This window comes from Furfurilactobacillus rossiae (genome assembly GCF_013394005.1).
In the GTDB taxonomy this organism is placed as follows: Bacteria; Bacillota; Bacilli; order Lactobacillales; family Lactobacillaceae; genus Furfurilactobacillus; species Furfurilactobacillus rossiae.
Window position 1 is genome coordinate 2,346,042 of record NZ_CP040586.1, and the last position, 23,978, is coordinate 2,370,019.

Below are 23,978 nucleotides of genomic sequence, written 5' to 3' on the forward strand. Positions count from 1 at the left end.
TTTAAATGCTTATACCGAGACAATCACTCAACAATATAAAAATCGCTTAAAACCAATCGTGACGCCACTTACTTTTTCTCTATCTTCGCCGTCATTTACTTGTTATTTATGCGTAAATGGGCTATAAATGTTGTAACGCACAAAATTAAATTAACGGGTGGAATAAAATGACTCCTATGAAGGAAGACTACCTAAAAATGATTTTTGAATTAGGTGGCGTTTCTGGAAAAGTTTCAAATAAACAATTATCGTTGAGTCTCGACATTGCGGCGGCGTCAGTTACTGAAATGATCAATAAATTAGTGGAAGAACGGTTGGTGTCACACACACCTTATGCTGGGATCTCACTAACTAAGTCTGGTCGTAAGGCAGCTGAGGAACTGGTTCGTAAACACCGTTTATGGGAGTGTTTCCTATTTCAAAAATTAGGCTACACTTTGGCAACAGTGCATCAAGAGGCGGAAAAACTGGAACACAGCTCAAGTGATCATATGATTGATGCACTTGATGCCTTTCTAGATCACCCTGGTCACTGTCCACATGGCGGTGCCATTCCTGATCAGGCTGGTAACTACGAAGTCGGCAGCCGGACAACGCTGGACGAAGTTGCAGATGGCACAAAGATTCGTTTGGCACGGTTCGTGGATAACCACGACTTGCTGGACTACTTGGAAAGCCTCAACTTCTCTATCGAACAAACGTACACGATCAAAAGTCATGCACCGTTTGAAGGCCCGTTGACGTTAGCGAAAGCCGATGGTTCTACTGTTGATGTCAGTTTTAAGGCCGCCAACAATATTTTCGTTGATAAATTATAATTGAATAGTTTTCCAAAAAGGCGATTTCAGCACGCAAAAACGTGGTGAAATCGCCTTTTGAGTTTTGTTTAAAATAAACCGCTACTTAAAATAATAAATAGACCAATGATGATGAACAGACATGGAATCAACCATGTACCAAACCGTTCAATGCCATGAGCGATAGCCTTCGTTTGAACCAAACGGTTACTTAACCATAGCCAAAAAGCCGTCATCACAATAAAGACGAAAACAATTGTGACCATTCGCCACAACGGTTGATGTACAAAAAACGGGATGTAGACGCTTAGATTGTCCCCACCATCACCGACGGTCACACTCCAAACCAATGCCACGGAGAGTTTGCCAGATATTGCGGAAACAGTACTGGCTTCCTCCGCCGTGGCTTCGGTTACGGCTTGTGGCCGTTTGACCCATTTCCAAAGATTGACAACCCCAACAGTCAACGGTAGCAGTCCCAATAAACCGACCCACTTTGTTGGGACTGTCATGAAACCTAAACTAAGTAGCCAACTGGCCGCAACCAGTGACAGAATCCCGGCATACTGACCAACAATGACGATCGTCCGGTCACGGACCGTGCGCACGATTCCCCAAAACAACATTAACAGAATTAAATCATCTGTATTCGTGACCAAAAAAGCCACGACTGCTGACCATATCAACGCCATGCTCATCACATCCGTTTCCGGTCAGCACGGCGTTCGTCACGTCGCGCATGTCGCTTAATCGTTGCCCAGAAGGCCGGTGAACGACGTCCCAAAGTTAAGGTATAACTCAGGCTGGAACTAGCAGACAAGGCCCATAGAACCCACCAACCACCGCCGTGAATTCGTCGAAGTGGAAATAGTTCCTCGATGACGCCCTGAAAAGCTTCCTTAGACACCGCCACAATGGCAAGTTCCTCGTGTTTCAGAATCGCTTCAGCAACCACTTGAATCGCTAAAATCAACGCCCACCCGATGAGGTAGTGAAGCCCACCACGTACTTCCACGCGATCTTCTAAATTTGACTTTTTTATCGGACGAATCGTGGCAAATTGGCCTTGATACACACCTATTACGGTACCAAGTATCAACATCCCCAACGCGATGATAACGTTGACGCCGCTATATTTAAACGTCACGCCAAACATAATTAATGAAAAAATCGGAATTAACCAGTATCGCCAGCGTTTAGGGCGTTCAAACCCAAACTGACCACGGATAAAATAAATTAATAATAGTAAACTCAAAATCACTGTCATCATGATGAATGTCCCACCTTGTCAATTGCCTCTCCATTATTATGGTTTTCGACAAGCGCGTCCATCTTTTTTATTGGCTATGATTATTTTGTTATTTTGTCACAGCGTCATTTTCTAGTTACGTTATTTAGTGTGTTCAAACCACTGAATGGCTTCATTGGCGACTCGCGTGGGTTGTTCTCGTTGGAGAAAGTGTCCTGCTTGCGGCCACAATTCCTGTTTGAATGGGCCATCCATAAACGATGCCATTGAACTAGCTTGGTGATAATCAGTGCAACCATCGGCCCGACCGATTATGTTTAACGTTGGCACTGCAATTCGATCATTTCGTTGTACCCGTTCAGCTAACGGTGCGTAATTCCCATCCGTCGGTGCATACCCCCAGCGAGACCGATACATATCGAGCGTCACCGCTGCCCAATCTGGATTGGCAAATGTTTCTTCAAAATCAGCGTGATCCGCATCAGTTAGTTCATATTGTGGACTCCACGATTGCCACATGTGTTCGGCAAATGTTAATGGATGATTGCACACGTAACGCTCACCCTGTTCCGTTGTCATGAACCACTGATACCAGAAATTTTGAATTTGATCTAGGGATAGGTTTCCAAACGTTTGCCACCCCTCTGCGAGGACTACACTACTGCGAACAATGGCCGTCCCCCATAGGTTGCTCATCATTAACGCTGTAAACGCGCCCCAGTCTTGACCAATCAACCGCACTTGCCCCAATTGCAGTACATCGATCAAATCCTTAATATCTTGAGCCAATGCGAAAAAGCTACCGGTCCGGCGCGTTTGTTCATGTCGAAAGCAAGTGTGGCCAAATCCCCGCAGTGACGGAACAAACGTCTTGTAACCTGCTTGATGTAATATCGGCAGCATTGCATCCCAAGTGTGCCAACTATCCGGCCAGCCGTGGAGTAATATCAATGGCTGGCCATCACTAGGACCACTGATGTTAACGGCCATGTGCAGATTTTGTGTATCAATTATTTTTTCCATTCTAAATTGCCTCCAACTTGTGCAACGTTCTCTTTTTATTTAGTATAAGAACAAATTAGTGTTCATAAAAATTGAACTTTTTAAACTAAACTATTGAAAATATTGAATCACATTAAAAGGACAAAAAAGTGATAGTTCTCTTTCATGTCACCGCTGGAGGCAATACTTATGGATATTCAGTACTTTCGAACATTTAAAATCATTTTGGCGACCGGAAGTTATTCGGCTGCCGCTACCGAACTTAATTACACGCAATCAACAATTACTGCGCAAATGAAACGACTGGCGAGTGTCATCGGCGAACCCCCCTTTCTTTTTCGTGGTAAGACACTACGTTTATCCCCAGCTGGCAAACGACTGGTTCCCCTTGCTGACGCTATTTTAGCGAGCTATCAACAAGTCACCGACTTGGCAACACCACATCAACTGAGTAGCTCACTGCGTTTGTCGGTCCCGGAATCGTTAATGTTGTACGGTTTGAATCCGATCCTGCAAAGTTTTGCCGCACACAATCCCCTCGTTGATCTCACCATTAACAATGCAACCTGTGTTCAAAACCGCAAACTGTTACTATCCGACCAGGCCGACGTTGCCCTAATGCTGTGGCCATTATTTAAGCCAGATCCACAATTATCAGTCATCGACTTAGGCGAACAACGCTGTTCGCTCGTTGCGGCCAGAGATGCGCCGACCACACTGGAAGCTATATTGGCACAACCGCAAGCTCACTTCGTTATCAATGAAAAACAGTGTGGCTACCGACGGGCGTTTGAACAGTATCGCCGTCAACAATATTCCGAGACACATATTCAAACGATGGAAGTCTGGAGTTTGGCAGCCATCAAGCAAACCGTAAGCGCTGGTCTGGGCTTCAGTTTTCTACCAGATTTCGTAATCCAGGACGAATTAGCAAATGGACTGCTAAAACGTTTAACTCCGAACATTCCCACGAAACTACACATTCAGCTATTGTTCCGTAAAAATTGGCACCCTGCCACTGTTGAGCAAATGGTTCAGACCATCAAAAGCCAGCTACCAACCGCTATCCCTGCTACTGATATTGATTAACCTTGTCACTGGTCTATTCGCATTTGGCCTGGACTAACTTAATAAGAAAATGAGAAATGAACGGTAGGACTTGAGTAAGGGCTTTCATTCGTCTATTATTGAGAGTGTAAATAGACACTTTCACAGTGTTAAATCTTATTTTTCGGGGGTTACAAGATGGCTACAAAGAAAATGATTCTTGATTTGGACACTGGTGTTGACGATGCCCTGGCTATTGCTTATGCGGTTGCTTCACCAGAAGTTGATCTGATTGGGATCGTTTCATCATACGGAAACGTACTGGTTGATAAATCAGCTGAAAATTCACTGGACCTATTGGAATTATTGGGTGCCACTGATGTGCCTGTCTTCTTGGGTGAATCACACTCAAGCACCACGGATCACTTTGACGTGATGGAAATCAGTCAAAAGATTCACGGTGTCAACGGAATCGGTGAAGTTAAGGTGCCAAAGGCCAAACGTGCCGTTGAATCTGAAGGCGCGGTTGATTTCATCATCGATGCTGCTCATAAATACGGTGACAACTTAATTTTGGTTCCAACTGGCCCACAAACCAACTTGGATGCAGCCATCACTAAAGACCCTGAAATCGCTAAGTTAATTGGTAACATGACCTTTATGGGTGGTGCTTTGACGGTTCCTGGTAACGTTACAGCCTTCACAGAAGCTAACATTAACCAAGATTCAGCCGCTGCCGACCGTGTCTTCCGTTCACCATTGAAGTCAACCATGGTTGGCTTAGATGTTACCCTGCGGACGCTGTTAACAAAGAAGGAAACACAACAATGGCGTGACTTAGGTACGGTTGCTGGTGAAAAGTATGCCGACATCACCGACTACTACATCGACGCCTACTACAACTTGGACATCGACAAAAACGGTTGTGCCATTCATGACCCATTGGCCGTTGGTGTTGCCATCGATCCTAGCTATGCTAAGTTGATCGATTTGAACATGAAAGTTACCCATGATGACCCAGCTAACCCTGCCGATGTTGGCCGTACAATCGGTGACACTGCACGTTTGAACGACCCAACAACCAACATGAAGGTTGCTGTGGATGTCGACAAGGACCGTTACCTCGCCCACTTCATGGACTTGTTAACCAACTTGTTCGCCAAACACTAAAATTAACTAACATCGCCTTGTGCGATATTAAATATCCGAAACGACTCCCCCTCAATTGGCGGAGTCGTTTTGTCTCACACATCTTCCTGTGAACCTGTAGCTTTAAACAGATCACTGCCCTTACGCCGATTGGAATCGCCGTTCCATGGGACCAGGTTCAACCTGCAAAACCAGCAGTTTTCACCTTCGATTCTGAGCCACAGTTCGTCTCAGAAGTCGTCCCACAACACTAAGCGGCCCAGTTCATGCCGCTAAGTGTTGTCGACACGGAACTCTGTTTTCAATCAGCTTCACTCCACTAGTGAAGCGCTAAAATACCAATGAAATAATGCGTACAAAACATCGTTTGAGAGTAAATGCTGTTCATGCGGAAATTTCGATCACGTTAGACATAGGCGTTAATATTGATACCGAGCCGTGAAAGTAACGTTAATTCGGGAGTGTGCCCGAATTTAGGTTGCGGACGGTCCCACGGCGGAGCGTATCAATATCGACAACCGTTCACACTATCTCGTAGACGGCCGATTCTGAACAAAACTTTTGGCGTGATCAAACGGGATAGCGTAAAATAAAAGTATTAATTTTATCAATACAGGAGAGGTATCATGACACATAAAATTTTAAGTGCCCTCAGTTACCTAAGCATTCTATTTCTACCCGTTTTATTTCCACTAGTCGTTTGGATTGCAGCCGCTGGACAACGCGATGTAACAACACATGCCGCACGTGCCTTCTGGACACAGTTATTGCCAACATTGATGGCTTTCGGAATTTTCTTCTTCGTGGCTGTTTACGGACTAACCATCGGACCAAACGCTGGGATGGGTTGGTTAACACTCCTTTTTATCGGAGCATTTGGTCTTGCGTCATTAGTATTGTGGTTTTATAACATCGTCATGGGCATTCGTGTCCTGCTCGACTAGACTGTTCATCCACGATTGAGGACTAAACTTTTATCCGAGAGGCTAACCATATGAAATCAAGTTCAAGCACAAATACCCGCAACCTTGTGTTGGCTGCGTTGTTTATTGCGATTATCATTGTTCAGGTTTTGGTACCCTTTTTAGGTTACATTCCCTTGGGACTCACTGCACTGGGCATTCAAATTTCAATCATTCAATTTACCGTCGCGATTGCCGCAATTGTCATGGGCCCATGGTGGGGCGGCCTTATCGGTGGCGTCTGGGGTCTAGCGTCACTCATTCAGGCTTGGACGACAGTCTACAACCTTGGTGCCTTCCTATTTCGTAATCCTGTCACCGCGATTTTGCCACGAGTAATGATTGGAATCGTCGTTGGGTACATTTTTCAAGAATTGGCGGTCAAACGACAACATCGTGGTTGGGCATTAACTTTGTCAGGCTTCATGGCTTCATTTACCAATACGGCGTTAGTTGTTATTTTCTCATGGATTACCATCGTAATGTTCCACATCTACTTTCCTGGTATTCCGCACAGTGGCACCTTCACGTGGATTTTATTATCACTGGTTGGCGTCAATGGAATTGCGGAAATGATTGCCGGCATCATTATTGTGCCAATCATCGGTGGAGCCATTTTAGCCGTTCGCCGCTCACGCTAATTAAGAGCTACGTTTGTTTGCTGACTAAACTTAAGCGTATTTTTAAACGTCGGTCGCTGACTTCTCACTAAGGTTTCATTTGAAATATGAACCGGTTTCAGCTAAGATAATTGCGTAATAACATTATATCTGGGGTGCCATTTGGCTGAGATAAAACCCATTGAACCTGATCCGGTTAATACCGGCGAAGGGAGATACGTAACCGGAATCCGTGTAAAAACGGGTTATTTTCAATACGGAAATACGACCTCTCACATCAGGCTCGACGATTGTGAGAGGTCTTTTTTTGCAATCATCGGGTTATTTTGCGGGCAAGCAGCATCCTCAACACGGAGGGAAAGGCAATGCAACAAAAAGCAGCACATTCTAACCGGTGGCATTTACGCGATGTCATTTTGATCACCATTACATCCATTTTTATGGGGATTATTTTCTTTGTCACAGGCTTTCTGTACAACGGACTGACACTAGCCCTAACGCCACTTGGTATGGCGCCGTTTGCAAACGACATTCTGTTGGGCCTGTGGACGATGGCCGGTCCGCTGGCAGCATTCATGTTGCAAAAGGTTGGTGCAGCAACGATTGGCGAGCTTCTCGCCTCAGCCGTTGAAGCCATTATCGGGGGTCAATGGGGCCCAAGTACACTGATTTCTGGTTTTGTTCAAGGTTTCGGGTCGGAACTTGGATTTACGTTCACCCTGTACCGCCGTTATGACATGGCGAGTTTATCGCTATCTGCCCTGACGACCGCGATCGTGACGTTTGCTTGGGACTTGGTCCGTTCCGGTTACGCCGCTTATCACCCGTGGATGATTGTCGCCTTGTTCATCACCCGCTTCATTTCCATGTGGGTCTTCGGCGCCCTGCTGGTTTCTGCAGTCACAAAGTTGCTTGACCGGTCACATTTATTGGACCGTCGTCACGCTTAATAAGCACCGCTAATTCTTAAGAAAAAGAGCTTGTCTGCATGTCAAAGATTAATTTGAACGATGTTACATTTCACTATGAACCCACATTACCGCCTGTCATCGAGCACCAAAACTTAGCGTTTGATGGCGGTACCTTTAACCTGTTGACGGGGCCGTCTGGCACTGGGAAATCCACGCTGCTCAAACTGATTGCCGGATTATATCCCGCATTTATGGGCGAAGCGACCGGAACTATCACGGTTAATGATCAGCCGGTAGTAGATTTGCCAGCTTCCAAACGTGCTCAACTCGTAGCGATGATGTTTCAAAATCCCAGTCAACAATTTGCGATGGAAACGCCACGCAATGAGTTAATTTTTACACTCGAGAATTTGCAAGTTCCCGCTGATAAAATGGACGCTCAGGTTAATGACGCACTGGATTTTGCTGGCGTCACGGATTTCGCTGACCGAAAGTTCACCTCATTATCCGGTGGAGAGCAACAAAAGGTCTCCCTAGCTGTGATTGTTGCGCTGAACGCTGAGGTCATCTTACTAGATGAGCCGTTTGCTAACATTGACCCAGATGCCCGTTTATTTCTGTTAACGCAACTGACCACATTAGTGAAAAAATACCACAAAACAATCATTGTCGCAGATCACGATTTATCCGATTATGAACCACTCATTGATCAACTGTATATTTTTGACGGTGAACGTCACCAAGTCCATCAAGCTGACTCCGGTGAGGCACAGACAAGATTCGCCGCTTTTGAACAACGCCAACATCAGCCTGCGCCCATTGCCCTACCAGCCGCTGAACTATCGCCTGAGTTCACACTAGATGGCTTCACAGTGGGCCACCAAGCACCACTCATTAACGATGCCAGCCTGAACATCCCCCAAGGCAAATTCGTTGTGCTCACTGGCGCAAACGGCACGGGCAAGTCAACACTGTTTGATGCACTGGTAAAATTGCAAACTTACACCGGTTCTCTCCAATGGCAAGGACAGGAAATCAGCAAATTGCGCGCTCGAAAATACGCACAATACGTTGCCCTCGTCTTTCAACAAGCCGCAAGTCAGTTTCTAACCATTACTGTAGCGGAAGAAATTGCGCTCAGCCTTAAATATCAGCAAACCGCAGCTTGGACGCAAAATCGTATTAACGCGACATTGGCTTCACTAGATTTATCTGGTCGCGATGATCAGGTCGTGTACTCATTAAGCGAAGGGCAAAAGAAAAAATTACAGGTCTTACTGATGTTGATTATGGATGTCCCCACACTGTTGTTAGATGAACCGCTGACTGGGCTAGACTTGGTTTCCGCTCACACCATCCTTAAACTATTACGCCATGCTGTAACGGAAGAGCATCATACAGTGTTGATGATTACACATCAACTCACTGATGTCAGTCAATATGCAGACTATCATCTTCATCTGAACAACCATCAACTTAGTTACGAGGCACGCCTATGAATCCAACAATTTTATTATGTCTTGTACTCTTTGTCGGTGTAGAAATCTCCTTCACTTCAGTCATTTGGGCAAACGTCGTTATCATCGCTATTTCTGTTTTGGTCATGTTGTGGCATCGTGCACCGCTTCTCTCTTATGTTCGATTGCTGCTTGTTCCCTTAATTCCAGCAGTCGGCATCTGGTTCTCCATCCGGTACTTTTCAACGGTTCAGAGCGTCCATTTTGCCTGGGTAATGGCAACGCGGATTTATGCGTATGCTTTTCTTGGCGGATTATTCACCCTCTCCACAACAACAGAAAAGACGCTAGCCTCACTTGAGCAAAACGCACACATTCCCACAACGTTTGTCTATGGCATGCTTGGTGCCTTTAACTTTGTGCCAAAGATTCGCAGTGAAGTTAAAATCATCCGTGCCAGCGCACAAATGCGTGGCATCGATCTTCACTTCTGGTCACCACAGTTGCTTTTCAAGTCAATCGTCGCCGCTCTTAACTGGTCGGAGAATCTCGCTGAAGCCATGACGTCACACGGTTTTACCGAGAATGCCCCACGCACACACCGGACCGTTATTCGGATTCCCTGGTGGAATTATGTCGTAACGGTGATTAGTATTGTTGGGTTACAGGCAATTTTATTCAGTCCGCTTAAATAGCATAATCGCTACGAGAAAAGACCACTAAAATCAGTGGTCTTTTCTCATACTTTCGATGTCAATTAGCATAAAATGACATAGATAAAGAAAAGGGAGATTATGAAAAAATTTGATTACGACACACTCAATAACCTCGTTTTAACCCCTGAAATGGTCAATAAAATGAATCAAATTTATGAGCTTCGTGGTCAAATGGCCAACCTTCGTTTAAAGAATCCGGCTGTCCTGACAAGAATGACCAAGGTTGCGAAGATTGAAAGTACGGATGCTTCCAATCGAATTGAAGGCATTTACACCAGTCAAACACGTCTTAAAAAAATAGTATCCCAAACAACGACGCCACAAAATCGATCTGAAGCTGAGATTTCAGGCTATCGAGATGTTTTAAATCTCATTCACACCAATTTTCGAGAAATCAATCTCACTACTTCAAATATCCTTACACTTCATAAACACCTTTTTCGCTTCACTGAAGATTCATGGAGCGGTCATTTCAAAGATATTAATAATCAAGTTCTTGAAACCACTGAAAATGGCGAGACCACTGTCCGTTTCAATCCACCAGCCGCGCATTTGACCCCAAATTTAGTTGATGAATTATGTCAACAATTTTCAGAGGCGGTCGACCGAAGCAAATTGCCCGTCCTATTACTTTGCGCCGCATTTACATTTGATTTCGTGACCATTCATCCATTTCGAGACGGTAATGGTCGAATGTCTCGCCTACTGATGCTATTAACGTTATCGCGAGCTGGTTTTACAGTCGGCCAATTCATCAGTTTGGAAAAATTAATTGAAGAACAAAAAGACGCTTGCTACGCTATCTTGCAAGAGAGGACCGTTGGTTGGTCGGAGAATAGCAATAATTATGGTCCCTTTATCAATTTTTTCCTGAGTGTTGTTCTCCAGACATATCGAGATTTTCACGATCGGCTAACGCCCTTACCAACTGACTTCGAAAAAATCACACCTAAACGCGATTCACGTTCAACCACTAAGCCCAAACGCCTCACGCCACAATTACTAGTGATGAATGCTCTTCAAGAAGCACTCATCCCCATTAACAAGCAGCAAATTATGAATGCAGTCCCTCAATACAGTCAGAAAACGATTGAACGTACACTGAGGCAACTCGTTGATGCTCACTCGGTTAAAATGTCTGGTCGATCCCGTGGGACTAAGTATCAGTTAGCTTAAATGCCTTACTACTTTGAAAACAAAGTGGCCTTTTTCTATGTAAAAAGAGCACCATGAACACCAACTCTCGCTGATGTTCATGGTGCTCAATTTTCGTGAAACCTCACTGTCTTTCAAACTAACAATAAATTTTTGACCGTATCAATAGGCCAGAATAAGAATCGAAAAACAGACGATAATCACAATCTCTCCCAAGAATTCTGCTGTAATCAACGCTTCTGGTTCAATAAAGATACTCTCGGTGGTTATAGTACTTGCAGCTTTACGTAACCTTGTTCTGTTTATCCAGCTGATTACAAAATACGCGATTAGTAATAGATTAATTGATAATCCCCACACCACAAGTACAGACATCGGCGCGTCAAGCAAAAGGAAGCCAACTGCCACTGACAAAACAAGCAAAATCCTTAAAACCTTTGCCAGTCTACTAAACATTGAAAACACTGGTCGAGGAGCAAGCGTCTTTATTTTCTTGTAGTATTCTCGCACAGTTTGTTTTTGAGCTTTGTGTTTACGATTGTGCTGACTGATCAAATGTTGGTCGATGGCTACCCAAAGAAACAGATAGAGTGCCACCACTAGAGCATTAATCACGAGAAAATTAAAATATTCGATTTTATCCCTCTTTTTCTGCGGACATTTTATCTTTTTAAGCCTAAGTTCGTTTAATTCAGGAAATCGACAACTTGGAGTGCAATCAACACTAATGGGGGAAGCAAAAAAAAGATATAAAAGATCATCTCGATCAAAATTTGCTCTGGCTTGACTGTGAAGAAAAAAGTTTTGGAAGCGTTGTTTTCGTGTTGTCTAATGTATTTCACCGCGTGCAAACGATACCCACAATAGATGAGCAAGAAAGCAAACAGGAAAAACACGTCACCAAAAGTGAGCATTGCACGGCCCAGACCCCAAGCAACATTGGTAATCATTAAAATCCAATTGATAGCAATAAAGGCTATGCCGGCAACACCACAAAATACGAAAATAAAGCGTAACCATCTTGAGGTTTTGTCTGGAAGTTTCCTTTTTAGCAACCTGTAATATGCATACGTCGTTTGCCGTTTTAGTCCATGAGTTTCCTCATTTTTTTTGCGCTTTCTTTGTTCTATCAGCTGAGATACCACTAAAGTTAGAATTACGGCCATTTGTATGACAGCTAAAACCATGTGTCAAGACTCCTTCTATCCCACTGCGCAAATGCTTACAAATCGAAAATCAGGGAATCGCTGATTTGAATGATAACTAACGTTTTAACCCGGCCTTGACGTTTTCACGGTTGCCGCGTTAATACGGAATACTCATAAAAAGCAGAAAGATGTCGATGCCCAACGATATTGCTGCCAAAACCGGTAAAATCAATACCCAACCTTTAGAAATCAATTGAGCCGTTTGAGGAACGAATATATCTGGCTCACCACTATGTTGACGATTATATTCCACTTTTGCACGGACGCTTTCCATCTGTATCATCCATTCACAAATGGCGCCAAACATCATTGATACATCAATAATTAACAAACATATTCCAAACCAAAATGGAGAACTGAAGAGAAATGTTGCTGAAATCAATGCAAGTATAAGCACTATAAATATCGATATTAAAAAATAGACAGGCATTTTTTTAACATTAGTGAATATTTTAGATATCGCTTGTCGATCATATTTTTTGTAACTCAATGCGGATGTTAGGTTTTGCATCTTTGCAAATCGAGCAAATTCTATTCTTGTCTTTCGACGGTTCACATAAAAAATAGCATTCCATGTAATAGCAAATGCCATTGCTAATATAAAAAGACTTAAGTATATGTATATCATTAAGATCACTTCCAAATCAAAAGTATGAATGTCGTTAATGACGATTCATCATTTAAACCCAGCACGTACTTTTCAACGGTTAGGCCATGGATTAACTGAAAAAGTATCGCCAACAACCAAATAAAACTGCTAGCCACAAAACATAGAAAACTAATTTGAGCGAGATAAACCTTCCAGTCAATCGATATTCTTTTTCTTCATTTTTTGTATTAAGCTGTTTTACCTTGTAATGAAATTGATACTGATTTGCAAAATAGATACTCAGCATAGTCAATACAGCTATTACGTTTACAGACTGAAGAAAATTGATTAAAAATTGAACGTCAACAAAAGAATTGAAAAAAACAAGCCACACTGAAACCACGAAGCTAATTAAAACTAGAACTACAGACATTGCCGCCAAAATTGCTAGCCTTTTTGATGACCTTGAATCTCTACCTAGTTTTCTCCTGTACGCATTAACCTTTACATTGTAAATTCTCTTTTCATGAAGGAAATTAGCTATTCTATGATTTTCAAGAACTACTTCCAACATGTAGAACGTTAGAAGAAATATCATTAGTAAAATTAAAAACATCATATTAGAAGTTATCATCTAGTTTCAGGCCCTTTCAATCAGCTTCCAAGCGACATTAATAGCAAATCTTGATACTACGTCTGACTTTAAATCCAAAAACTATAATCATCACATTCATGTACTTCAAATGGCAAGATCATCAAGACTTGGCATAGACCCAAGAAGAAAAGTAAATCAATTTGCGAAATCAATGTAAAGTAAAACTAAATCTATTCCAAACAAGAGCCCAGAAAGTCCGGAAAAAATTAAAACCCACCCTCGCTCAATCAGCACATTGGGTTTGCCGACAAATATTGCCTTCTCCTTTGGATGTTCCTGATTGTATTTGATCTTGGCATGTAAACCAGCAAGGTGCAATTTCCAAGCAATAAATGATGTAATTACTATCAGTAAATCAACAATGAGTAGGAGCAAAAAGTATATGTTGGGCGCCTGCCAAAAAAATACAGTTATTATCAGCAAAGTGACAATACTAACGACCAACAGCAAGTAACTTCTAGCAAGTATTTTTTGTGCTTTATTGAAGGTCTTATCAGTAACCGCCTTGTCATATTCAAAGTATGTCAAATCCGACTTCAATTCATTCTCTTGAGAAAAAGAAGCAAAGTCCTTTTTCGTTTTTTTATGATCCAATCTAAAAACAACAAGCCAAATTATTGCTAGGATCATAGAAAACACAAACAAAACTAGATAAAGAAGCATATATCCTCCTAGTAGCAAGAAAAGATGAACAAATCACTTTGTCCATCTCTTTCACTAATGCAATTCTGTTTTAAACAATTATTATGCACTCGCTAAAGCCATCAAAGACCCCATTGCTTTGAGTAACAGTGCGCCAATTTCTGGCGCACTACCAATCAGTATCCCTAACGCGACTGTGCCAATTAATGGCAAATTCCAGTTCTTTTCTTCTAATTCATCGGTTGCATTATTATACGTCACAACCTCCGGCGTTGGAACAGCGACATCAATTGGATGGAAACTAATTGATACCAATACTTCAAAGTCCACCGTAACTTCGTGACCATCTGTATCCTGCTTGGCTTAATTATAAATATCTTAGATTATTGCTAATTAAAACTGATGTGTACACACGAATTAACCTACCAATATCTTGTCGATTCTCCGGGCCTTGTCCATACGTACTCTCTTTTTTGAATGCGAATTTGTTTCGGCGGCATTGTCAAACTGACCGTCAACATAACGATTGCGACAATCACACCATAGATCAATGTGGCAACACTCAGCGCGTAAGGCGTCAGCAACGTACAAGCAGCTATTTGACCGCCTAAGACTCCAATTTGAAGCAGCGTTCGCCAGTCCTTATACCATTTTTTGGTTCTTACCGGCGTCACAATAATTTTTGTCTGAAAGAAAAATTGCGTGTCATGCACGTGATTAATACATAGATCGCATACAAAATAAACAATGGTCAATGTGCAAAAAATCACCGCTACTGCTTGAAAGGCAGTATTTAATCTTGTGACTATTGAAATTGCTAAAAGAGTGATTGGTAACCATAATAAATTTGCTATATACCGGTCTCCAAAACCGCTTGTTGCATAACCATAATACATATAATAATTTCTGGGTGGCAAAATCAACTTATTGCTGTGTACAATCCTTCCAGAAAGGGGTAAGCGAGAACTACAAGCTGGGAATAATAAATACAAAAAATCACTAAAGATACTGACGGCCACGGTTGAACCATCATCCAGATTAAGAACATTCCAAAATCCGAAAAAACGTTGGCCAATGACGGTCCGTATCACATAATCAACATCCAGTTCGTGGTCTCGTATTTTTGCCTTTGTAAACATCCGTTTCTCCATTCCGTTTGCAAAACTTTGTTGAAGCAAATGAGCATCACCATCACGTATGTAATGATAATGCTCATAAAGGCATTTATATATTATTTATGCAACTCTTGCCGCTGACTAATCCGCTAATTCTTACGTATTACTAACTGAGTCTAGTACGATTCACCGGTATAATCTTGCATCAATGATTTGAATTCGTCATCTGATGTATCGAACTTCCACTTATGGTTAACTTTTGTCATTTTGATATCTGAATCATCCGCTTGGCGAATTGGCAACTTAGTTAATAACTCAGGAAATTTTTCATAAACTGCATTTTTTGCGCCAGTCTCTACGTCATCTGGTGAAAGACTTTCGCTATCATCTGCTTCGTCATCGTCCTCATTGCTTTGATCAACTGCATCCTGAGCTGAGCTCTGAACGTTATCAATAACCTCAGACAAAGATGTCAACTTAAGCACGATTGGCGTCACTGTAATCTCCGCACTATTTGGCGTGACTGACTTAATAGCATAAACGGCACGAGCTTTTTTACCATTCACATCTTGAATGTCACTAATCATTTTATTTGACGCATCATCCGCAATTGGGGCATCGAAGGCATCTTCAAGATACTTTCGGGTAGCACTTTGATACTGTTGCTTGTCAGTTTTTGCATTATTAGCAACTAACTTATCATAGTATAAATTCTTTTTATTTAAGAATACTTCTGATATATAAGCCTGTAAAGCTTTTTTGGGCTCAGCCGTCTTATCCTTATACTTCTTCGGCGACATGGCAAGTTTGGTCGTTGACTCCTCTTTGCCGCTATCGGTCGTTGGTGTTAACTCAAGTGTGTATTTCTTACTCTTGTCAACATTAAACACGATATAACCCGTTGTTGTTGCACCATGATGCAACTTTTCAGTACTAATTGTTTCAAAAGAGTCGCCATCGCCAGAACTGGTAACCATTGTGGGCTTAACCTTGTTCTTTTTTGAATCCCGCAAAGCAAAGTCTTCATCACCCATCAACGTTTGCGCTTTGCCATTATTTTTCACCTTTAGCTTCAAAGCGAGATAGGCATGTCCCTTAGTCGGCGCTGAAACGTCACTCGGACGAACATAGGTACCCGATTGAATTGTTACCTCATCACCATGTGATGGTGAACTCTGACCTGATTTCGTTGAGCAAGCCGTTAAGAGTGCTGCCAGCAACACTGCTGGAACAATCAGTAACTGTTTGTGTGTCATAATATTTCCTCCTATTGTGGTATGTGCGAAATCTCTGCTAATATTGTTCAAAATTGACCAATATTATTGGCTTAACGAATCCTTTCTTCTTTGCGTGTCAAAATACCCTCTGCAAATACGATATGTACGAAAGCCAAGTATTATTGTCCGAAAATAAGCAAGATAAACAGTATTATCAGTTTATCGAATTTCCACTTAAGGTACAACATAAATTTTATCGTTAAATTAGATAAATTGTATGCCCAACTTATTGCAACGCGACATACGCACGACATACAGAGGCACAATAAATTAATCAAACCAGATTACACGTCAGGAAAATATTCAAAAGCTAGAAATTTAAATCTATCACGCATCTTAGACTACAAATAAAGATCCTGACCATACGCCATAATTTCACGTAATCAGGATCTTGTTAATTTCAGAAAAGCGTATCTATTCACTTAAAATATCGATTTAAAAACGCTTCTACATGCTGTTGATAAACCGCCGGATCATGTTTAAACGACGCTGCGTGTTTAGCACCCTTAACGACCCACAATTCCTTTGGACCGGCGGCAGCCTTGTAGTTTTGGTAGACCATTCTCGTTGGCACAAATGTATCTTTGCTACCATGAATGAATAGCATCGGTCGCTGATTGCGTTTGACGGCGTTCACTGAACTGGCTTCCGAGTAATTATATCCGGCGCGCACCTGACTGATTGCACTCACGATAGGCACCAGCGGCCATGACGGGATGCCGTACATCGACTTCGCCTGATAGTTAATTTCATCCTTCACGGAAGTGTAACCACAGTCTTCGATATAGGCCTTTACCTGCTTAGGCACGTCGTGTTCGCCACTGACCATCATGGTTGTCGCACCGCCCATAGAAACACCGTCCATCAGTATCTGGCTGTCTTGTCCGTTCTTTTCAATAACTAAATTAATCCACTTCAAATAATCTTTTCGATCCAGCCAACCGTAGCCAATGTATTTACCCTGTGATTGTCCAGCGGCCCGATCATCAGGAATTAAGACATTGAAGCCGAGGTCGTGAAACATCGTCCCATAGGCAGACATCTTTTCTTTGTTGCCACCGAATCCGTGGGCAATAACTACCGTTTTGTTGGTCTTCTGAGCCGCCGGTAAGTAGTTAGCGACTAATTTAAGGTTGCCTGGTTGACCAGTGATGGTCCACCGCTGTTTCTTCTGTTGACGGAACCACTGATCTTTTTGATACAGTGGTTCCGTCTTTTTCATGGGCGCATTATTGATAAAGGCCTTGTGACTGCGCACTTCGGCGACTTGAAAGAAGTATGAGCCAGCGCCAAGTAACCCACCAACAAGCAATAAAACGACTACGATTAGTGTGATCCACAACGCTCGGTGATGTTTTTTAACTGGCTGACCGCTATGACGCATCTGATGTTTAGTCATTAGTTAACCCCCTGCTCTAATTGTCTAACTTTAACACGATTCCCCACCTGACACAACGGGCGTTTGTGCACCAGGACTGGTATAATAGCGGTAACATTGTTGGTAAACGGAGGGATTTCATGAAGTACAAACAGAACTGGAATTTGGAAAACATTTTCCCTGGTGGCTACGATTCACCGCAGGCAAACGCACGTTTAAAGGAATTAAACCAAGATCTTGGCACGCTGGCAACTGAATTGGCCGCCCTTGACCTTGCAAAGGATGTACCAGCATACCACGGTCTGTCCGATTATTTGAAGCACCGGGAGACAGATATCAACGGTTTAATGGAACTCAACGTGTTCTGGACCGCCCACCAGTCCGCGGATTTCAACAATACCGCGATTGGTCCCAAATTGGCACAAGTCAGCGAAGCATTCAGTACGTTTAAGGATCTGGAAATTTCGTTTGGTAAAAAATTGGCCGAGATTAATGACGATGACTTTAAGACACTGATTGCTCTGCCAGACTTCAAGGAGATTGCCTTTAACCTCACCGAGGACCGCAAGTTAGCAGCTGAACAACTGGACGAAAAATCCGAAAGTATTATTAATAAACTGGCAATCGATGGTTTTACTGGTTGGAGCACACATTACGACACCATCGCCTCACAAATCAGCGTACCGTACACCGATGACAATGGTAAAACGCAGACCCTTTCAGCAGGCCAAGCGCTAAATCAGCTGACTGGTGCGCCGGACAACAACACACGTAAGAACATCATGTCTGCTTATGAAAAGGCGTGGGGCAGCCAAGAAGCCGTTGTCGGCGACACCTTGAACCATTTAGCTGGCTTCCGTTTGCAAAACTACAAGCTGCACGGTACCGATGATTTCTTGAAACACCCATTGGAATTGAACCGCATGAGCCGCCAAACATTGAAGGCAATGTGGAATGTTGTTGAAGCTAACAAGGGCATGTTCATCCCCTACATGGATCGTAAGGCAGCCTTGCTGGGCAAACAAACGTATGATTGGCAGGATCAAACCGCACCAATCATGGTCGACGGTTATGAAAGCAAAGCGATTGACTACGATCATGCGGCTGACTTCATCGTCGCTAACTTCCGAAAGTTCAGCCCTAAGATGGCGGATCTTGCCCAAACCGCGTTTGACAACCAATGGATTGAAGTCGAAGACCGCCCTGGCAAACAACCTGGTGGCTACATGGAAGAAATCCCTGAACGCCAAGAATCACGCATTTTCTTAACCTACACTGGCACACCCGATGATGCTTCATCGGTCGCCCACGAAATTGGCCACGCTTTCCATTACAGTGTCGTCAAAGACCTGCCAGAAATGCGCCGCAGTTACGCAATGAACGTTGCCGAAACGGCTTCAACGTTCGCTGAACTGGTTGTGGCCGACGCTAACGTTAAATCTGCCACCAGTGTTGGTGAAAAGATCAACCTGTTAGACACCAAAATGAATAATCCTGTCGCTATGTTCATGAACATCCGCGCCCGCTACCTGTTTGAAACAAACTTCTATAAGGAACGGTTAAACGGACAAGTGACCCCTGAACGGATGGATGCTTTGATGTTAGCCGCTCAAAAGTGGGCCTTCTCCAACCATCTTGGCACTTACCACCCACACTTCTGGGCCAGCAAGTTGCATTTCTACATCGACGAAATACCGTTCTACAACTTCCCTTACACGTTCGGTTACCTCTTCAGTCTTGGTATTTACGCGAAGGCTCAGGCAAGCGGTGGAAACTTTGAGGACCAGTACATCGCCCTCTTACGTGACACGGCCAACATGTCGACGGAAGACCTCGCTAAGAAGCACCTCGGTGTTGATCTTACCAAGCCGGACTTCTGGCAGTCGGGAGCGGATCTGGTTAAGAAAGACATTGACGAGTTCCTCAAACTCTCCGATGATTTGGTTCACTAAATTCAAACAGTTTTATATGCCGTTACGATGTGCTGAGACGCCGTTCCATGTGGACCGGTCTCAACCCCGCTGGGTTTTCGACCTCGATTCTGAGCCACAAACCGTCTCAGAACTCGTCCCACAGTACTAAATGGCCAAAATCTCGCCATTAAGTACTGTTTACACGGAACTCTGTCTCCGCCCATCTCCACTTAAATAACAAGGATTATTGCAAACTGCTATATAAGCCCTTATTAGTCATCTGATTTAAAATACTGGTGACACTGCAATCTTAGCTGAAGTGCGTCAACAGTGATACCGAGCCGTGAAGGTAACGTTAATTCGGTGGTTTGTCCGAATTTAGGTTACGGACGGTCGCCAAGACTCGGATTCTCACGAGGCTTGACGGCGAGGTGAAAGACCGTGAACTTGCGGGCTTGAACCGGTCCCACGGCGAGCGTGTCACTGTTGACAACCGTAAGCGGAATTTCAATTCAAAATCCACATGACTCAAGGAGGTTATCATGTCAGTCACTGCGTTTTCGTTTCCATCCACAGACCGCCGGCACGAACTGGAAGCCCGCATCTGGACGCCAGATGATCGGCAGCCCGTCGGCACCATTCAGATCGTGCACGGTATGGCAGAGCACATCGACCGCTACCAACCGTTTGCGGAATTTCTCAATGCTCACGGTTGGGTCGTGGCTGGCGATAACCATCTGGGTCATGGTCATTCGGTCGGCCATTCACCACTCGGATATTTTGGCAAACAACAGCCGATTGAACATCTCATTAATGATGAGTTTACCCTGACTAAACGACTGCGTCACGACTATCCTGGTCTCCCGCACGTTATCATCGGCCATTCCATGGGTGCCATGATGGTTCAATTATTCTTAACACAATATGGTAGCTGGGTAGACGCAGCCGTTGTGATTGGCTCGGCCGTTGCCCATCCGATTCTAGCCGTCATCAGACCCATAGTGGCCGTTCTCAACAACTTTGCGCCCCGCCAACCTAATCACACGTTGGACAGACTGGCCTTCGGTGCTTATGCCAAACGGTTTCCTGAGGATTCACCCTTTCAGTGGCTGTCGGAAAATCCTGTCAACGTTCATCGTTACAACAATGATCCATTGTCCGGTTTCACCTTCACCAATAACGGCTTCTCCGTGCTGTTTCGAATGACAACTTTGTCAACCAAACGGCAATGGCATCAGGGCATCCCCAAACAACTGCCAATTCTATTCACCAGTGGTAAAGAAGATCCCGTTGGTGGCTTCAGTTTGGGACCACGCCGTCATGTCCGTTCGCTAAAACGAGCTGGTTTTACCGACGTGACACTCAAATTATGGCCGCACATGCGTCACGAAATTCTCAACGAACGCGACCATGAGCGGGTCTATGCGGTACTATTAAAGTGGATCGAAGATCATACAATCTCTGTAGAAAGGAAGTGAGAATATGTTCCCTGAACGTTTACGTGCTATCCGCCGTGGTCGTCACATCACACTGGACCAGTTGGCGGACGCACTGAGTCAGAACCTCTCACCAAACGAAAAGCCGAACACTGCTTCACAAATTGGTAACTGGGAGCGTGGCATTCGGACCCCTTCCTACATTGAAGTGCGCAAACTTTCCGAATTCTTTGACGTCTCGCTGGATTACCTGACTGGAAAAACGGAACTGGATGAATATGATTTAGGCCGCTTATTTCTCTCCGGCAAACGGCTGACGTTTAACGGTGAAACACTTAGCAGCCAAGACCGTTATGAAGTGTACCAATTGATTGAAGGCTATCTTCACGGTCGGCAAACACGCCGTCCAGATGTCCCAATTGATCACCAAGAAGAACTTGATCTTGGTTATGACGACGAAAAAGAATAGAAAGGCAACCGCGTATGAATCCAAAACAACTTCGCAAACTTAAGCGCCAGGTTCAACAGCAACCCAAACGTAAAGCAGCTCCTTCAACGGATGCAAATGGCTTACGACCCGACGCTGGTGCGCACAACGATTATATTGTCGAAATGAACCAATTTCGGGACCAATTTAACGGTTTGGGTGAAGCTGTCTTTCTGATTAATCAGGTGTTGGAAGCTGACCGGTTGTTGTCGCGCGGACTGTTACCGCAGCCGCTTCCAGAACTATTGTTGCCAGACAATTTCCAGGACACCGTTTATCAGCATGTCCTGAAGCAATATCCGATTGGTGACAAACGTGGCGACAAGGTGTGGAATGCATTTTCCAACGCCCTGCCACGTTTGGACGCTGCCCTTCGGAACTTCCGCGACTACCTCGAAGATACGTATGGCATGTGGGCTTACATCTCCGCCCCGTTTGTTAACGACCTGAGTCAATACCTCGATGGTCGCCCAACGCTTGAACTCATGGCCGGTAACGGCTATATCTCAAAGGGATTGCGGGACAAGCAACCTTCACAACAGATTTTCACTACCGACTCCAAGGACTGGACGAAAGAAAACGAAACCGGTAAGCACCCCGTGACCGAGATTGAACAACTCGATGCCCTCAGTGCCATCGAAAAGTACGGTGACCAAGTCGGTGCCATTGTCATGTCCTGGTCCCCAGATGGACAAGATATCGACTGGCAAGTCCTTCAGAAAATTCGTCAGCTGAAAAAACAACCTGAGTTCATTGTCATTGGCGAACAAAATGGTGCCACCGACTCCAAGACATTTTGGCAAAACGCTGATCTGACGGAAAGTGAACCTTTGAATCGCAATTTTAGCCGATTCGACCTCATTCACGATCGGGTATACATCGTCAAATAAGCCATTAAACGAGGTATTTATGAGTAAAACATTACGTGACGCATTGTCCTTTTTGGCTGGTGGTATTTTCCTGTTAGCCTTTGGCATCTGGGATAAGCAATTAGCCAGTGGTGCGTTTGGGTTCGTGTTATTGCTGATTGGTCTGTATAATCTGTACAACTATTGGCATGACAAACAAAACGAAAATAAGTAGCTAAATAATCAGCAGAACTCATTCAAAATTGATATGAGTTCTGCTGATTATTTTTGTTGTCGAGTGTCTGTTTATTGTATTTCACTACTATAAAATCGAAAAAATCCTCTATTGAAAAATAAAGCTTAGTTCGTTTGCGTATGTTGGAAGTAATGACATGTTTAAAACGGAGAATTGCCTGTGAAAAAACAAAAACATACTAAACTATTTAACAGAATAAGAAGAATGACAACTAAAGACAATATTAGAAACAATCATTTCTTTAACCGGGGGTATACTCGTTGATGAATTGGTTTTTAAACATTTTAACGTAGGACACACTTTTGATCTGCTGAATATCCTTTTGCGTCCATTAGTTTCATTAGTTACCATCGTCGGTATCATGATTGCTCTCACCCAACTCAACATCACAAAAAGTTCGTACCAAGACTCACTCAAAAATTCCCAACTAATGCTTAAAGATAAAGAAAACGTGTATACATTGGAAGCCTCGAAATACTACAATCAAGAGCTAAGAGATAGTCTCCTATTTACAATTTCACGATACAAAAGAATTCTCAAAGAATTGCAGTATGATGATGCGAGAGTTAGCGACTCCAAACAGGCGATACGGGAATTTGCAAGTATTAATTCAAATATGAATCTAACGCTTCTCAAGATGAATCACTTTGCATTTTACTTTAAAGCGAATATGATTAATAAGGATTATGTACGAACCGAATGTACTGTAACGTTAACAACATTTTACCAGCTACCAGACATTGAAAAGGTGCTCATTGCTTACAGCGAAAAGACAGGACTAAAAGAATTTAGGCATATACTAACTGATTAGGAATGGTGAACGTGGAGGTCACGATTATGACTCATCAAGAAGAACAAAAACAACTCGATATTAAGAGAATCCTTGAATCTCCAACTGCGCCAAAAGAGTTTAAAGAACAGCTCATAAAACGTGGATTAGACGGCACACTTAAATATTATCAAGAGGAAAATTGGCGACAATTCGAAACAGCTGACATTTTCTCAAATCGCAATGGACGCATTGACGCGTTAATTCATGCACTTAATCGATCCTCTAAATAGTCATTCTTAAATCAAACTCATTAAACCGACCGATGTTTTAAAAACAG

General features: G+C 43.4%; 25 protein-coding genes and 1 riboswitch. Of the genes, 15 read left to right on the forward strand and 10 right to left on the reverse strand.

The window, feature by feature from the left end; all coding sequences use genetic code 11:
• The first annotated feature begins 167 nt into the window (after window positions 1-167).
• On the forward strand, window positions 168-818 hold the full coding sequence (locus LROSL1_RS11370; RefSeq protein ID WP_026017100.1) for a metal-dependent transcriptional regulator: 651 nt from the start codon (window positions 168-170) through the stop codon (window positions 816-818).
• 68 nt (window positions 819-886) lie between these two features.
• Here the strand turns inward: LROSL1_RS11370 and LROSL1_RS11375 are convergent, their stop codons facing one another.
• From LROSL1_RS11375 to LROSL1_RS11385, 3 genes are all read right to left on the reverse strand, one after another.
• Window positions 887-1,489 carry a cadmium resistance transporter gene (locus LROSL1_RS11375; RefSeq protein ID WP_162129498.1) on the reverse strand — a complete coding sequence of 201 codons (603 nt, stop codon included), beginning with the start codon at window positions 1,487-1,489 and terminating at the stop codon, window positions 887-889.
• A 5-nt stretch (window positions 1,490-1,494) separates the two neighbouring features.
• Window positions 1,495-2,067 carry a hypothetical protein gene (locus tag LROSL1_RS11380; protein ID WP_178914640.1) on the reverse strand — a complete coding sequence of 191 codons (573 nt, stop codon included), beginning with the start codon at window positions 2,065-2,067 and terminating at the stop codon, window positions 1,495-1,497.
• 120 nt (window positions 2,068-2,187) lie between these two features.
• Window positions 2,188-3,069: an alpha/beta fold hydrolase gene (locus LROSL1_RS11385; protein WP_178914641.1), complete on the reverse strand. Its 882-nt coding sequence runs from the start codon at window positions 3,067-3,069 to the stop codon at window positions 2,188-2,190.
• Between the two features lie 168 nt (window positions 3,070-3,237).
• Between LROSL1_RS11385 and LROSL1_RS11390 the strand changes: the two genes are divergently transcribed.
• The 8 genes from LROSL1_RS11390 to LROSL1_RS11425 all read left to right on the forward strand — a co-directional run bounded on the left by LROSL1_RS11390 (window position 3,238) and on the right by LROSL1_RS11425 (window position 11,086).
• Entirely contained in the window at window positions 3,238-4,137 is a 900-nt protein-coding gene (locus LROSL1_RS11390) for a LysR family transcriptional regulator (RefSeq protein WP_178914642.1), read from the forward strand.
• 156 nt (window positions 4,138-4,293) lie between these two features.
• Window positions 4,294-5,265, forward strand: coding sequence for a nucleoside hydrolase (locus LROSL1_RS11395; protein ID WP_178914643.1), 972 nt, complete (start codon window positions 4,294-4,296; stop codon window positions 5,263-5,265).
• Between the two features lie 605 nt (window positions 5,266-5,870).
• On the forward strand, window positions 5,871-6,188 hold the full coding sequence (locus LROSL1_RS11400; protein ID WP_017261522.1) for a DUF4870 domain-containing protein: 318 nt from the start codon (window positions 5,871-5,873) through the stop codon (window positions 6,186-6,188).
• A 50-nt stretch (window positions 6,189-6,238) separates the two neighbouring features.
• A complete protein-coding gene (locus LROSL1_RS11405; protein ID WP_017261523.1) occupies window positions 6,239-6,847 on the forward strand; it encodes an ECF transporter S component in 609 nt (202 codons plus the stop codon).
• 120 nt (window positions 6,848-6,967) lie between these two features.
• Window positions 6,968-7,057: riboswitch (TPP riboswitch) on the forward strand.
• Between the two features lie 134 nt (window positions 7,058-7,191).
• A complete protein-coding gene (locus tag LROSL1_RS11410) occupies window positions 7,192-7,776 on the forward strand; it encodes an ECF transporter S component (protein ID WP_161001819.1) in 585 nt (194 codons plus the stop codon).
• Window positions 7,777-7,814: 38 nt separating this feature from the next.
• A complete protein-coding gene (locus LROSL1_RS11415; protein ID WP_178914644.1) occupies window positions 7,815-9,236 on the forward strand; it encodes an ABC transporter ATP-binding protein in 1,422 nt (473 codons plus the stop codon).
• The gene (locus LROSL1_RS11420) at window positions 9,233-9,889 is read left to right on the forward strand and encodes an energy-coupling factor transporter transmembrane component T family protein (protein WP_178914645.1); all 657 of its coding nucleotides are present in this window, start codon (window positions 9,233-9,235) and stop codon (window positions 9,887-9,889) included. The genes LROSL1_RS11415 and LROSL1_RS11420 overlap by 4 nt, the downstream gene beginning before the upstream one ends.
• 99 nt (window positions 9,890-9,988) lie before the next feature.
• Window positions 9,989-11,086 (forward strand): Fic family protein, encoded by a 1,098-nt coding sequence (locus tag LROSL1_RS11425; protein ID WP_178914646.1) that lies wholly within the window; start codon window positions 9,989-9,991, stop codon window positions 11,084-11,086.
• A gap of 665 nt (window positions 11,087-11,751) precedes the next feature.
• Here LROSL1_RS11425 and LROSL1_RS11430 read toward each other — a convergent pair.
• The 7 genes from LROSL1_RS11430 to LROSL1_RS11460 all read right to left on the reverse strand — a co-directional run bounded on the left by LROSL1_RS11430 (window position 11,752) and on the right by LROSL1_RS11460 (window position 17,950).
• Window positions 11,752-12,252, reverse strand: coding sequence for a hypothetical protein (locus tag LROSL1_RS11430; RefSeq protein ID WP_178914647.1), 501 nt, complete (start codon window positions 12,250-12,252; stop codon window positions 11,752-11,754).
• Window positions 12,253-12,370: 118 nt separating this feature from the next.
• A complete protein-coding gene (locus tag LROSL1_RS11435) occupies window positions 12,371-12,901 on the reverse strand; it encodes a hypothetical protein (protein ID WP_178914648.1) in 531 nt (176 codons plus the stop codon).
• 751 nt (window positions 12,902-13,652) lie between these two features.
• Window positions 13,653-14,180 (reverse strand): hypothetical protein, encoded by a 528-nt coding sequence (locus tag LROSL1_RS11440; RefSeq protein ID WP_178914649.1) that lies wholly within the window; start codon window positions 14,178-14,180, stop codon window positions 13,653-13,655.
• Between the two features lie 81 nt (window positions 14,181-14,261).
• Complete coding sequence (locus tag LROSL1_RS11445; RefSeq protein WP_178914650.1) at window positions 14,262-14,489, reverse strand: hypothetical protein; 228 nt, start codon at window positions 14,487-14,489, stop codon at window positions 14,262-14,264.
• 92 nt (window positions 14,490-14,581) lie between these two features.
• Window positions 14,582-15,298, reverse strand: coding sequence for a hypothetical protein (locus LROSL1_RS11450; protein WP_178914651.1), 717 nt, complete (start codon window positions 15,296-15,298; stop codon window positions 14,582-14,584).
• Between the two features lie 152 nt (window positions 15,299-15,450).
• The gene (locus LROSL1_RS11455; protein WP_178914652.1) at window positions 15,451-16,530 is read right to left on the reverse strand and encodes a DUF5105 domain-containing protein; all 1,080 of its coding nucleotides are present in this window, start codon (window positions 16,528-16,530) and stop codon (window positions 15,451-15,453) included.
• Between the two features lie 439 nt (window positions 16,531-16,969).
• Window positions 16,970-17,950, reverse strand: coding sequence for an alpha/beta hydrolase (locus tag LROSL1_RS11460; protein WP_225440526.1), 981 nt, complete (start codon window positions 17,948-17,950; stop codon window positions 16,970-16,972).
• A gap of 119 nt (window positions 17,951-18,069) precedes the next feature.
• Here LROSL1_RS11460 and LROSL1_RS11465 point away from each other — a divergent pair, with 119 nt between their 5' ends.
• The 6 genes from LROSL1_RS11465 to LROSL1_RS11490 all read left to right on the forward strand — a co-directional run bounded on the left by LROSL1_RS11465 (window position 18,070) and on the right by LROSL1_RS11490 (window position 23,931).
• Complete coding sequence (locus LROSL1_RS11465; RefSeq protein ID WP_178914653.1) at window positions 18,070-19,881, forward strand: M3 family oligoendopeptidase; 1,812 nt, start codon at window positions 18,070-18,072, stop codon at window positions 19,879-19,881.
• Between the two features lie 503 nt (window positions 19,882-20,384).
• Window positions 20,385-21,320: an alpha/beta fold hydrolase gene (locus LROSL1_RS11470; RefSeq protein WP_178914654.1), complete on the forward strand. Its 936-nt coding sequence runs from the start codon at window positions 20,385-20,387 to the stop codon at window positions 21,318-21,320.
• A 4-nt stretch (window positions 21,321-21,324) separates the two neighbouring features.
• Window positions 21,325-21,747, forward strand: coding sequence for a helix-turn-helix domain-containing protein (locus LROSL1_RS11475; RefSeq protein ID WP_017261531.1), 423 nt, complete (start codon window positions 21,325-21,327; stop codon window positions 21,745-21,747).
• Window positions 21,748-21,761: 14 nt separating this feature from the next.
• Window positions 21,762-22,655 carry an SAM-dependent methyltransferase gene (locus LROSL1_RS11480; protein WP_178914655.1) on the forward strand — a complete coding sequence of 298 codons (894 nt, stop codon included), beginning with the start codon at window positions 21,762-21,764 and terminating at the stop codon, window positions 22,653-22,655.
• A 19-nt stretch (window positions 22,656-22,674) separates the two neighbouring features.
• Entirely contained in the window at window positions 22,675-22,848 is a 174-nt protein-coding gene (locus tag LROSL1_RS11485) for a hypothetical protein (RefSeq protein ID WP_017261533.1), read from the forward strand.
• Window positions 22,849-23,706: 858 nt separating this feature from the next.
• Window positions 23,707-23,931 (forward strand): hypothetical protein, encoded by a 225-nt coding sequence (locus LROSL1_RS11490; RefSeq protein WP_017261535.1) that lies wholly within the window; start codon window positions 23,707-23,709, stop codon window positions 23,929-23,931.
• Window positions 23,932-23,978: the final 47 nt, after the last annotated feature.